The following is a 12,831-nucleotide window of genomic DNA, read 5'->3' on the forward strand; positions in this document are numbered from 1 at the left end:
AAAGCTCGTAATTAATAATCAAAACGAGTAAAGTTCACCGCCACAAAGTGGGCGGTGAATGACCAATTTGACATATTCGGCAACGATTTCTGTCAAATTGTACAACTTGTTGAATGACCAAAAGTTGAAACGTGATAGCCGTCAAATAAAAGTTTTCTGAATTATTTTACTCTGTGTAATAAATAAAGGGTACTTAGATACCCTGTTCACGGCGCGGTCCTCCCCCCGAGCCCATGCGTGTAAGCGTAAAAAGCACAAATACTCAGGAGCACTCTCAATTATGTTTAAGAATGCATTTGCTAACCTGCAAAAGGTCGGTAAATCGCTGATGCTGCCAGTATCCGTACTGCCTATCGCAGGTATCCTGCTTGGCGTCGGTTCTGCTAACTTCAGCTGGCTGCCAGCCGTAGTTTCTCATGTCATGGCAGAAGCAGGCGGTTCTGTTTTTGCCAACATGCCTCTGATCTTCGCGATCGGTGTTGCTCTGGGCTTCACCAATAACGACGGCGTATCGGCGCTGGCCGCCGTAGTGGCTTACGGTATCATGGTTAAAACCATGGCTGTGGTTGCTCCGTTGGTTCTGCACTTACCGGCTGAAGAGATTGCTGCGAAACACCTGGCGGATACCGGGGTTCTCGGCGGTATCATCTCGGGTGCGATTGCCGCGTACATGTTCAACCGCTTCTATCGTATCAAGCTGCCTGAGTATCTGGGCTTCTTTGCGGGCAAGCGTTTTGTTCCGATTATCTCTGGCCTGGCGGCTATCTTTACCGGTGTGGTTCTGTCCTTCGTATGGCCACCTATTGGTACTGCTATCCAGACCTTCTCTCAGTGGGCTGCTTATCAGAACCCGGTTGTAGCGTTCGGTATCTACGGCTTCATTGAACGCTGCCTGGTGCCGTTTGGTCTGCACCACATCTGGAACGTTCCTTTCCAGATGCAGATTGGTGAATACACCAACGCAGCAGGTCAGGTGTTCCACGGTGACATTCCGCGTTATATGGCGGGCGACCCGACTGCGGGTATGCTGTCTGGCGGCTTCCTGTTCAAAATGTACGGTCTGCCGGCTGCTGCAATTGCAATTTGGCACTCTGCTAAACCAGAGAACCGTGCAAAAGTGGGCGGTATCATGATCTCCGCAGCGTTGACCTCGTTCCTGACCGGTATCACCGAGCCGATCGAGTTCTCCTTCATGTTTGTTGCGCCGATCCTGTACATTATTCACGCAATTCTGGCAGGTCTGGCATTCCCGATCTGTATCCTGCTGGGTATGCGTGACGGTACGTCATTCTCCCACGGTCTGATCGACTTTATCGTTCTGTCTGGTAACAGCAGCAAATTGTGGCTGTTCCCAATTGTCGGTGCGGGTTACGCGATCGTTTACTACACCATCTTCCGCGTGCTGATTAAAGCGCTGGATCTGAAGACTCCGGGTCGTGAAGATGCAACGGATGACGCAAAAGCTGGCGAAACCAGCGAAATGGCTCCGGCCCTGGTTGCGGCATTCGGTGGTAAAGAAAACATCACTAACCTCGACGCATGTATTACTCGTCTGCGTGTCAGCGTTGCTGACGTTGCGAAAGTGGATCAGGCTGGCCTGAAGAAACTGGGTGCGGCAGGCGTAGTTGTTGCAGGCTCTGGTGTTCAGGCAATTTTCGGTACTAAATCCGATAACCTGAAAACCGAGATGGATGAGTACATCCGCAGCAACTAAGCAGTAGATGTTGGGGAGAATTAAGGCAGCCGAATGGCTGCCTTTTTTATTGATTGGGATGCCCGATGCCGGACACCGTCATCAGAACTGATAACTTGCTGTGATGCTCACGTTCCGCGGCTCGCCATAAACGATTGAGCCTTCGACATTGGTATCGTAGGTCTTGTCGAACAGATTATTAATGTTGCCCTGGACGGCGAAGTTTTTAGTCACTTGATAGCGTGTGAACAAATCAACCAGCGCATAGCTGCCCTGTTCGGCGCGGAAGGTGCCATACGGCGTAACGGTATCGCTGTAAACGCGATTCTGCCAGTTAACGCCACCACCGACGGTCAGGTCTGGCAATGCTGGCAAGCGGTAGCGGGTGAACAGTTTGACTGTGGTGCGCGGGAGATAAGGATTCACCGCATTCCCTTCGTTGTCCTCTGCCAGATAGCGCGTCGCGCCAAAGGTCATTTGCCAGTTGTCCGTAATCGCGCCGTTGAGTTCAAATTCCACCCCTTTGCTGACGGTACCATCCACGGCTTTATAGGCTATGTCACCGTTACTGCCCGCGATAGGGACACCCGTAGACTGAGCAACGTTATCCTGTTCGATGCGGAACACAGAAAGGGTGGTCGTCAGTCGGCTGTTCATCCAGTCTGACTTCAACCCCAATTCATAATTATTACCTGTGACGGGCGAGAGATACTTCCCGGCGCTATCGCGGTTGTTCTGCGGCTGGAAGATGGAGGTATAACTGGCGTAAGTCGACCAGTTTTCATCAATGTCGTAAACCAGTCCGGCATACGGCGTGGTGTGATTCTTCTCCATACTGTAAGTCAATGTATCTACACGCCAGTTCGTATAACGGGCACCCAAAATCAGGTGCAAGGGATCGGCCAACGAGATACGGGTTGCGGCATACAGCGATTTCATGTGTGTGGTATCGTCCTGAGCCAGCGATTGTGGTGCCCAGTCAGTTTCCGGGAAGTTGCCGCCAAAGTAGTCGAAACGGGCCGTTTCATCCGGTTGCACGTTCGCCCATGAGCTGAAGTAGCGGTTGTTTTGCTTACTGTAACTGCCGCCGAACATCAGGTTATGTTGGCGACCAAACAGGTCATAGCCGCCGTCGGCAAAGAGATCCACGGCATCAATCTTACGCTTGCCGCTGTTCCAGCCTGTACCCCCGACAGGCGGATAACTTTCGCCATAGGGACTGACCAGCGCACCCGTGTCCTTATTAACCAGCGCATCGATATACATCATCTTGCTGTCAAACTCGACCTCTGAGTGGGTTGCGTTCAGTGTTACCTGCCAGGTATCGGCAAAACGCTGGTTAAGTGTGACAAAGACTTTGTTGATCTCTTTATCGTTGTACGCCCAGTCCGGCGCAGCGCTGCTGGCACGGTCGTAGCTGTTTTTGCTACCGTCAGTGTTCCAGCGCGGCAGACCACCCCACGTAGGGCTATTGATATCAATCTGCTGATACTCGTAACCGGCAGAAAGACGGGTAGTTTCGCCGAGATCGGCGTCTACAATGCCAGAAAAGAATGTTTTTTCACTATTGTAGCGATCCAGCCATGAATCGTTATTTTGATAACCCGCTACAATGCGTGCGCGGACGTTGCCGTCTGCGGTGAGCGGGCTTTGCATATCCATTACGTAACGCTGTTTATTCCAGCTGCCATACTCTGCTGACACATCGCCGGTGAATTCGCGTGCAGTGGCGTGTTTGCGGATCATATTTATGGATGCCGACGGGTTGCCAGTACCGGTCATCAGACCGTTTGCGCCCCGAACCACTTCCACGCGTTCAAACAGGGCAGTGTCTGAAAGGGCATCACCCAGATTCCAGCGTGATTCAAAATAGGTCGGAATGCCGTCGACCATATAGTTATCAATCTGAAAACCGCGAGAGTAATAGCTGGTACGGTCAGAGTCAGCCTGGCTTTTGCTGATCCCCAACGTGTTGTCCATCACGTCACCCAGCGTTTGCAGGGTCTGGTCGTTCATGCGCTGCTCGCTGATGATACTCACGGATTGTGGAATATCGCGCTGGGCCATCGCCATTTTAGTCCCGGCAGTGGTGGTTTTGATGCTGTAATCCTGCTTGTCACTTTCCGCTGAGTCGGCTTGTACAGACCCCTCAACAATGACAGTTTCTTCAGTAGGTACTGCAGCAAATGTTAAGGAAGGCAGCAATGCCATTGCGATACTTACGGCCAGCAATGACGGAATGGGGGCAGGATAACGCTGTTCGTCCCTGTTGTGTGTGTTGAAAGACATGAGAAAGCCCTTAATAGTTGAAGAATTATGCGTTCACGCCGGTAATGAAATAGCGATGAACCTTTTTATTTTCTGGCCAACAAACGCGCATATAAATGCAAATGCGAAATATACGCATTCATATTCAACATGTAAACAGACGTAAATGGGTTTATGAAAACCGGTTTCACATTTTTTTGCGGTGCCAGTGGGCGAAAGCGGCGATTATCGGTGGCGTGAGTGGTGTTTTTGCTTAAAAAATCGGAGGTTAAGGTTGAAAGAGCAGGTTTAAGTCGATCATACTCTATACTCGCAGTATGGCTCAGCGTAGCATGACCCAACGCATGGCAAATTTTAAAAAAGGAAAACGTCGTGGCAGAAGAGACTATATTCAGCAAGATTATTCGCCGTGAAATCCCGTCGGATATCGTTTACCAGGACGAACTGGTCACTGCATTCCGGGATATTTCGCCCCAGGCACCCACCCATATCCTGATTGTCCCTAATATCCTGATCCCGACCGTCAATGACGTCACCGCCGAACATGAGCAAGCGTTGGGGCGAATGATCACTGTGGCGGCAAAAATTGCCGAGCAAGAGGGGATTGCCCAGGACGGCTATCGCTTGATCATGAATACCAATCGTCATGGTGGACAAGAGGTCTATCACATTCATATGCACCTGCTGGGCGGCCGGGTTTTGGGGCCGATGCTGGCGCATAAAGGTCTGTAATGATGATGCGAGGATGCATTGCGCTATCACTGTGCTTGCTCGTGCTTTCCGGGTGCCGCTCGCATCCGGAAATCCCGGTGAGCGATGAACAGTCTCTGGTGATGGAATCAACGCTACTGGCAGCAGGTGTTACTGCAGCGCCGCCAACGCTGACGACATCGGATATTCAGCCCTCTGCGTCCTCAACGCTGTATAACGAAAGGCAAGCGCCCGTTACCGTTCATTATCGCTTTTACTGGTATGACGCCAGAGGGTTAGAGATGCACCCACTGGAAGCGCCGCGCAGTGTGACGATTCCGGCGCATTCGTCGGTCACGCTGTATGGCAGCGCCAATTATCTCGGGGCGCATAAAGTCAGACTTTATCTTTATTTGTAAGGGGTGAAACTTGAAGATAAACATGAGCCGCTATGCCTTAATGGCTGCGCTGGCGTTATTCCTTTCCGGTTGTGTGGCGCAGCGTGAACCTGCGCCCGTTGATGAAGTCAAACCTACACCGGAGCAGCCTGCGCAACCGCAGGAACCGGTGCCGGTCGTACCTTCCGTCCCGTCAATCCCTGGCCAGCCAGGCCCGATTGAACATGAAGACCAAACGGCGGCCCCGGCACCGCGCGTTCGTCACTATGACTGGAATGGTGCTATGCAGCCGATGGTCGGAAAAATGTTGCAGGCCGACGGGGTAACCTCAGGAAGCGTGCTGTTGGTAGACAGCGTTAACAACCGGACTAACGGTTCACTGAATGCGGGCGAAGCGACCGAAACGCTGCGTAGCGCTTTGGCGAATAATGGCAAATTTACCCTGGTATCTGCGCAGCAGTTATCGATGGCGAAGCAGCAGTTAGGTCTATCGCCGCAGGATAGCCTGGGGACGCGCAGTAAGGCGATAGGTATTGCCCGTAACGTTGGGGCGCACTATGTGCTTTATTCCAGCGCCTCCGGCAACGTCAATGCGCCTTCGCTGCAAATGCAATTAATGCTGGTCCAGACTGGCGAGATAATCTGGTCAGGTAAAGGTGCCGTTCAGCAGCAATAACATCCCAACGCGCGACGCGGTGATGTCGCGCTACTTTCCGCAGTTTCATCCCGCCGCCAATGGCCAGCCAGGCCTGAGCGGCGGGAGTACGATCATCGCAAGTCCAACCCAGAGTTTGGTTCTTCGTCGTCATCACGACCCTGATGCGCCCGAATTCCATTTTTTACGGCAGTATCATGCCTTATCGCGATTACCTGACTCTCTGGCGCCGAAGCCGCGTTTTTATATTCCGGGCTGGATGGCGGTGGACTATCTGTCGGGAGAGGTAAAATCCAGCTTGCCGGATACCGACGAACTGGCGGGCTTACTGTATCATCTTCATCAGCAACCGCAGTATGGCTGGCGGGTAGTGCTACTGCCATTGCTTGAGCAATACTGGCAGAAGTGCGATCCGGCGCGGAGAACGCCGGGCTGGTTGAGGCTTTTAAAACGGCTGCGCAAGGCGCGCGAGCCGCAACCGTTACGGCTTGCGCCACTGCATATGGACGTACATGCCGCTAATGTGGTTCATACGCGAGCAGGATTGCGGTTGATCGACTGGGAATACGCCGGAGATGGCGATATAGCGCTTGAGCTGGCGGCGGTGTGGGTGGACGATATCGCACAGCACCGACGACTGGTGACGGCGTATGCGACGCGTGCACGTATAGCACCCGAAATTTTATGGCAACAGGTCCGACGCTGGTATCCATGGGTACAGATGCTGAAGGCCGGTTGGTTTGAATACCGCTGGCAACAGACCGGCGAACTACAATTTATCCAGTTGGCCGACACAACCTGGCGGCAACTGTTAGCAAAGGATTAAGGAGAGCAGTGTGGGTCCAGTAATGTTGGATGTCGAAGGGTTTGAGCTGGATGCGGAAGAACGTGAGATCCTGGCCCATCCGCTGGTGGGGGGGTTGATCCTGTTTACCCGTAATTATCACGACCCTGAGCAGTTGCGCGAACTGGTGCGCCAGATCCGCGCGGCATCGCGTAATCATCTGGTCGTCGCAGTAGATCAGGAAGGGGGGCGTGTACAACGTTTCCGCGATGGGTTTACTCGCCTACCTGCCGCCCAGTCTTTCGCCGCGCTGTATGGTCTGGAAGAAGGCGGCAAACTGGCAGAGGAAGCCGGATGGCTAATGGCCAGCGAAATGATCGCGATGGATATCGATATCAGTTTTGCTCCGGTACTGGATGTTGGCCATATTTGCACCGCGATTGGCGAACGCTCGTATCATGCTGATCCCACCAAAGCGCTGGCAATGGCGACCCGCTTCATTGACGGTATGCATGCCGCAGGCATGAAAACGACGGGTAAACATTTTCCGGGACATGGTGCGGTAACCGCCGATTCACATAAAGAGACGCCGACCGATCCGCGCCCTGAAGCAGAAATTCGGGCGAAAGACATGGCGGTGTTCCGTTCGCTGATTACCGACAACAAACTTGATGCCATCATGCCTGCGCATGTGATTTACAGCGATGTGGATCCGCGCCCGGCCAGCGGTTCGGCTCACTGGCTGAAAACCGTGCTGCGTAACGAGCTGGGATTTGAAGGGGTCATTTTCTCTGACGACCTGTCGATGGAAGGCGCGGCTATTATGGGCAGTTATGCCGAGCGTGGACAAGCCTCGCTGGATGCAGGTTGCGATATGATCCTGGTCTGCAATAATCGTAAAGGGGCGGTCAGTGTGTTAGATAATCTGTCGCCGATCAATGCAGAGCGTGTTACACGTTTGTATCATAAAGGTTCATTTTCGCGTCAGGAACTGATGGATTCGGCTCGCTGGAAAACGGTCAGCGCGCAACTCAACCAGTTACATGAACGCTGGCAGGAAGAGAAAGCAGGTCATTAACACACGTTTGGTGGGGATGCGATGATTATCTATCTACACGGTTTTGACTCAAACAGTCCGGGAAACCACGAGAAAGTTTTGCAGCTACAGTTTATTGACCCGGACGTCAGGCTGGTCAGCTACAGCACGCGCCATCCGAAGCATGACATGCAGCATCTGCTGAAGGAAGTGGATAAAATGTTGCAGCTCAACGTGGACGAGCGTCCGCTGATCTGTGGCGTTGGTCTGGGGGGATACTGGGCAGAGCGGATTGGTTTTTTATGTGATATCCGCCAGGTGGTATTTAACCCGAATTTGTTCCCGTACGAGAACATGGAGGGCAAAATTGACCGTCCTGAAGAGTATGCGGATATTGCCACCAAATGCGTAACTAACTTTCGCGAGAAAAACCGCGACCGCTGCCTGGTGATCCTCTCGCGGCATGATGAAGCGCTAAACAGCCAGCGTTCGGCTGAAGAGTTACATCATTTTTATGAGATCGTCTGGGATGAAGATCAGACGCATAAGTTTAAAAATATCTCACCGCACCTGCAGCGCATCAAGGCCTTCAAAACGATGGGCTAATATTTTCGGCAATTATATGCACGACAGAACCAGCCTTAGGGCTGGTTTTTTTGTACTTCACTCCAGAGTTGTCTATCTTTTCAGCAGCAAAACTTGATGCATATCAATTTTGGTATGACCAATGCACCGCATGTGTTATTCTCAATCTCGAAGAACATTTTCATTGTCGTAACTTGTTGTTAAATAAAGGCTATGTCAATAACTTTTAATTAACAATTGGTTAATATTTTTAAGGGGGTCACGTTGACTACACCATTGAAAAAGATCGTGATTGTCGGCGGTGGTGCTGGCGGGCTGGAAATGGCGACGCAATTAGGCCACAAACTGGGGCGCAAGAAGAAAGCGAAAATCACGCTGGTGGACAGAAATCACAGCCACTTGTGGAAACCCTTGCTGCACGAAGTGGCAACCGGTTCACTGGACGAAGGCGTTGATGCGCTGAGCTATCTTGCGCATGCCCGTAATCACGGTTTCCAGTTCCAGTTGGGATCGGTGATGGATATCGACCGTGAAGCCAAAACGATCACCATTGCGGAACTGCGCGATGAGAAAGGTGAACTGCTGGTCCCGGAGCGTAAAATCGCTTACGACACGCTGGTGATGGCGTTGGGCAGTACATCCAATGATTTCAACACCCCAGGCGTGAAAGAGCATTGCATCTTCCTTGATAACCCCCATCAGGCACGCCGTTTCCACCAGGAAATGTTAAATCTGTTCCTGAAGTATTCCGCTAACCTTGGCGCGGAAGGCAAGGTGAATATCGCGATTGTCGGCGGTGGTGCGACGGGCGTTGAGCTTTCTGCGGAACTGCATAACGCGGTGAAGCAACTGCACAGCTACGGCTACAAAGGGCTGACTAACGAAGCGCTGAACGTGACGCTGGTGGAAGCGGGCGAGCGCATTTTGCCTGCGCTACCACCCCGTATTTCAGGGGCGGCGCATAATGAGTTGACCAAGCTTGGTGTGCGCGTTCTGACCCAGACAATGGTGACCAGTGCAGATGCGGGCGGTCTCCACACGAAAGATGGCGAGTATATTGAGGCTGATCTGATGGTCTGGGCCGCCGGGATTAAAGCGCCGGACTTTATGAAAGACATTGGTGGTCTGGAAACAAACCGCATTAATCAACTTGTAGTGGAACCGACGCTGCAAACGACGCGCGATCCTGACGTTTACGCTATCGGCGACTGCGCTTCCTGCGCGCGTCCGGAAGGGGGCTTCGTTCCACCGCGGGCCCAGGCGGCCCATCAGATGGCAACCTGTGCGATGAACAATATTCTGGCGCAAATGAACGGCAAGCCGCTGAAGGCGTATCAGTACAAAGATCACGGCTCGTTGGTTTCGCTCTCCAATTTCTCGACCGTCGGCAGTCTGATGGGGAATCTGACGAAGGGATCGATGATGATTGAAGGGCGCATAGCCCGCTTTGTCTATATTTCTCTCTATCGTATGCACCAAATCGCGCTGCACGGCTATTTTAAAACCGGGCTGATGATGCTGGTCGGCAGCATTAACCGCGTTATACGTCCGCGTCTGAAGCTGCACTAATCTCGCTTCGCATTGCCGGATGGCATTTTGCTTATCCGGCCTACGGCATTGTGTTTGTAGGCCGGATTAAATCTTGCTCGTCAGAGTTCTCTGAATCATCCGGTTTCAACGTTGTTCTACGATATTTTCATCCGCTTTCTGATGGGCTTCATCTTGCTTTAGTTGCAATATTGTTACTAATAGCAAAGAAGGAGGATCTCCCGTGAATAAATCAATGTTGGCGGGTATGGGCATTGGCGTAGCGGCTGCGCTGGGCGTGGCAGCAGTAGCCAGTCTGAATGTTTTCGAACGTGGCCCGCAGTATGCGCAAGTCGTTTCCGCAACTCCGATCAAAGAGACGGTAAAAACGCCGCGTCAGGAGTGCCGCAATGTGACGGTAACCCATCGTAAACCCGTACAGGATGAAAACCGTATTGCCGGGTCAGTACTCGGTGCGGTGGCGGGGGGCGTGATTGGTCATCAGTTTGGCGGTGGACGTGGTAAAGATGTCGCCACTGTCGTCGGGGCGTTGGGGGGCGGATATGCAGGTAATCAGATCCAGGGCTCCATGCAGGAAAGCGATACCTACACCTCTACGCAGCAGCGCTGTAAAACCGTCTATGACAAGTCGGAAAAAATGCTCGGTTATGACGTCACTTACAAAATAGGTGACCAGCAGGGCAAAATCCGCATGGATAAAGATCCTGGCACACAAATTCCGTTGGATAATAACGGCCAGTTAATCCTGAATAACAAAGTATAAAAAGCTGTACTCTGCACGTTAGCCCCTCAATCGCTCAGGCTGAGGGGCTTTTTTTATCAGAAGGTTAAGGCGTAGTTTAATCCGAAGGTACGCCCGCGGCCTTTGTACTCATATTGCGACGGGCTGCCATAGGTTGGGCTGTAAAGCAGCGGAGCGCGCTGTCCCCACAGCGTGGTGTAATCTTCATCCAGCAGGTTCTCAACACTGAACGTCAGCTTGCCCAAGGGAAGCTGGTAGCTGCCGATAAAGTCGACAGTATTGTAACCGTCCAACTCATTGCCGCTGGCATCACTAAGATCAAAAGATTGCTGTGTCTGCACGCGTAAGGACCACGGCTCTGGAGCCCAACCCACCCAGGCGGTGGCTTTCGATGGCGAGGCTAACGTCACATCCCATTTTTCCCATTTCCCGTTCTGCTTCACTTCCGACTTCAGCACGTTAAAGTTCGCGCCAAGACTCCAGTCGCTGTCAGGAATGAAATAGTCCGCCGCGCCTTCAATGCCATAAATCCGGCGATCGTCAGGCTCTACGCGAATTGTCATGTCGCTGCGGTTAATGACAATGGATTTATCAGACGTTGAATAGTATGCCGCCAGCTGTGTGCGCAGATTATCGCCGGTATAGCGCCAGCCCAGTTCATAAGAGTTGACCTTAATGCCTTCCAGACGCGAGTCGGCGACGTTAACGCTACGCTGAAGCTGATAATGATCGCCTACAAGTTCATAGGTGCCATTACCGTAATATTTCCCCGGGTCTGGCAGTTCGACGCCCTGAGAGAAGTTAAACCATGCCTGCTGGCGATCGGTCAGATGCGCAAGAAGGCCGGCATTGAACAGGAAGTTGTCGTAATCCGCTTTCCCGCCGGGAATTTCATCGGCAGAGCGGGCCAGACCATTGGCGATCCCCTGTTGCTGCGTGTAGCCGACGAAATCATCAACCCGGTTTTCGGTCCACTGATAGCGCACACCGCCGCTCAGGGTGAAGATATCATTAATGTCGTAACTGCTTTGCAGGAATGGCGCAAAGTTAGTGATGCTGTAGCCGGGATATCGTCCGGTGGTATAAGCGGTACGGTTGTCCATGCCGCCGGAAGGGATTGACCACGCCAGATCAAAGAACTCCTGGTTGGAATCGAAGGTTTCGTGGTCCGCATCAATGCCCCACGTCAGCTCCCAGTTTTCCATCAGTTGGCTGTTGAGGGTGATTTTGGCGCCGTACTGATCGGTATCCTGCTGCGAAGCGGAGAAGCTGGTTACCTTACCTTTGCTCAGGGCGGGGAAGGGGTAAAATTTCAGAGACTCATCGCGGTAGTAAATCTGACTTACCAGGTTCTGACCAAAAAAGTCGGCGTCGGAATATTGCAGGCTAATCAGATGACGCTCCGTACCCGGAATGCGGTCAGAACTCAGCCCGCTGCGGGTAATGGCAGTGCCATTACCGGTGACAGCTGACATATTTTCGCCCAGGTATAGGCCGTAATCTTCATCGCCCTGGCTTTTATAATATTGGCTGACCAGTTGTAGCTGGCGATTTTCATCAATGTCGATGGTGCCCGTGCCCATCACGTCCAGACGATCGGAGTGCTGTAGCCCGGTTTGCGTGTTGTCGAGCATCAGTGCGTCGCCATTTCCATCGTACCAGCCGCCAAAGCGCTGATACGCCACCGACATTCGACCGGATGCACGATCCGTTCCGCCGCTCACCGCTGCCGCCACACGCTCATCGCGATCGTTGCTGTTGTTAAAGCCAGATTTCCCTCCAAGCTCAAGCTCCACCTGGCGGTCTGGCTGACCTTTTTTGGTGACAATGTTGATTAAGCCGCCGGTACTACCGCCGCCATAGAGCGCTGTTGCCCCAGAAATGACTTCAATATGGGCAATATTAAAAGGATCAATGGAATCAAGCTGGCGACTGTCGGTACGAGATGAGTTGAGGCGGACACCGTCAATGAGCACCACTATTGCCCGGCCGCGCATATTCATCCCGTAGTTTGTACGCCCCTGACTGCTGACGTCAATGCCTGGGATGAGTTGTGCCAGCACGTCTTTAAATTCTTTACCGCCCTGAACCTGTTGCTCAATTTCCTGGCCTTCAATAACCCAGGTGGTTTGCGCCATGTCCGCTACCGTTTTCTGGCTGCGGTTGGCGCTAACGACGATGTTTTCTTCTTCTGTCTCTGCCGCCGCGACGGGCAGGGCGAGGGCTAACAGAATTGGGTTGAGCACCCAAAGACGCTTGTTCATTCGCATTCCCTTTTAAAACGTGATGAATACCGGGCAGGTTCCGGCTGTTACATTGTGAAACAGATGTAAAAATCAAATGCGAATATTGCTGATAATAATTGCTATTATCAATATATTTTTAGGATAAATTAGATCTAAGCGGGTGATAACACTAAAAATTATAAGGAA

11 protein-coding genes are annotated in these 12,831 nt (G+C 52.2%); 9 read left to right on the forward strand and 2 right to left on the reverse strand.

Annotation, left to right across the window (positions count from 1 at the left end; translation table 11 throughout):
• Window positions 1-280: 280 nt before the first annotated feature.
• Window positions 281-1,714, forward strand: coding sequence for a PTS glucose transporter subunit IIBC (gene ptsG / locus HVY19_RS08420; protein WP_181683872.1), 1,434 nt, complete (start codon window positions 281-283; stop codon window positions 1,712-1,714).
• 81 nt (window positions 1,715-1,795) lie between these two features.
• Here the strand turns inward: ptsG and fhuE are convergent, their stop codons facing one another.
• Complete coding sequence (fhuE, locus tag HVY19_RS08425) at window positions 1,796-3,982, reverse strand: ferric-rhodotorulic acid/ferric-coprogen receptor FhuE (RefSeq protein ID WP_181683873.1); 2,187 nt, start codon at window positions 3,980-3,982, stop codon at window positions 1,796-1,798.
• Window positions 3,983-4,333: 351 nt separating this feature from the next.
• Between fhuE and hinT the strand changes: the two genes are divergently transcribed.
• The 8 genes from hinT to HVY19_RS08465 all read left to right on the forward strand — a co-directional run bounded on the left by hinT (window position 4,334) and on the right by HVY19_RS08465 (window position 10,420).
• Entirely contained in the window at window positions 4,334-4,693 is a 360-nt protein-coding gene (hinT, locus tag HVY19_RS08430) for a purine nucleoside phosphoramidase (protein ID WP_181683874.1), read from the forward strand.
• 2 nt (window positions 4,694-4,695) lie between these two features.
• The gene (locus tag HVY19_RS08435) at window positions 4,696-5,070 is read left to right on the forward strand and encodes a YcfL family protein (RefSeq protein WP_181684242.1); all 375 of its coding nucleotides are present in this window, start codon (window positions 4,696-4,698) and stop codon (window positions 5,068-5,070) included.
• A 22-nt stretch (window positions 5,071-5,092) separates the two neighbouring features.
• Complete coding sequence (gene lpoB / locus HVY19_RS08440; protein WP_181684243.1) at window positions 5,093-5,725, forward strand: penicillin-binding protein activator LpoB; 633 nt, start codon at window positions 5,093-5,095, stop codon at window positions 5,723-5,725.
• Window positions 5,706-6,530 carry a thiamine kinase gene (thiK, locus tag HVY19_RS08445; RefSeq protein ID WP_181683875.1) on the forward strand — a complete coding sequence of 275 codons (825 nt, stop codon included), beginning with the start codon at window positions 5,706-5,708 and terminating at the stop codon, window positions 6,528-6,530. The genes lpoB and thiK overlap by 20 nt, the downstream gene beginning before the upstream one ends.
• A gap of 10 nt (window positions 6,531-6,540) precedes the next feature.
• Window positions 6,541-7,566 (forward strand): beta-N-acetylhexosaminidase, encoded by a 1,026-nt coding sequence (nagZ, locus tag HVY19_RS08450; protein WP_181683876.1) that lies wholly within the window; start codon window positions 6,541-6,543, stop codon window positions 7,564-7,566.
• Window positions 7,567-7,587: 21 nt separating this feature from the next.
• Window positions 7,588-8,130 carry an alpha/beta hydrolase YcfP gene (ycfP, locus tag HVY19_RS08455; RefSeq protein WP_181683877.1) on the forward strand — a complete coding sequence of 181 codons (543 nt, stop codon included), beginning with the start codon at window positions 7,588-7,590 and terminating at the stop codon, window positions 8,128-8,130.
• Window positions 8,131-8,373: 243 nt separating this feature from the next.
• Window positions 8,374-9,678: an NADH-quinone dehydrogenase gene (gene ndh / locus HVY19_RS08460; protein ID WP_181683878.1), complete on the forward strand. Its 1,305-nt coding sequence runs from the start codon at window positions 8,374-8,376 to the stop codon at window positions 9,676-9,678.
• Window positions 9,679-9,880: 202 nt separating this feature from the next.
• Window positions 9,881-10,420 (forward strand): glycine zipper 2TM domain-containing protein, encoded by a 540-nt coding sequence (locus HVY19_RS08465; protein WP_181683879.1) that lies wholly within the window; start codon window positions 9,881-9,883, stop codon window positions 10,418-10,420.
• Window positions 10,421-10,476: 56 nt separating this feature from the next.
• Here HVY19_RS08465 and HVY19_RS08470 read toward each other — a convergent pair whose 3' ends face one another.
• Entirely contained in the window at window positions 10,477-12,663 is a 2,187-nt protein-coding gene (locus tag HVY19_RS08470; protein WP_181683880.1) for a TonB-dependent siderophore receptor, read from the reverse strand.
• Window positions 12,664-12,831 lie beyond the last annotated feature (168 nt).

The sequence above is a fragment of the Citrobacter sp. RHB25-C09 genome (assembly GCF_013836145.1).
Lineage (GTDB): Bacteria > Pseudomonadota > Gammaproteobacteria > Enterobacterales > Enterobacteriaceae > Citrobacter_A.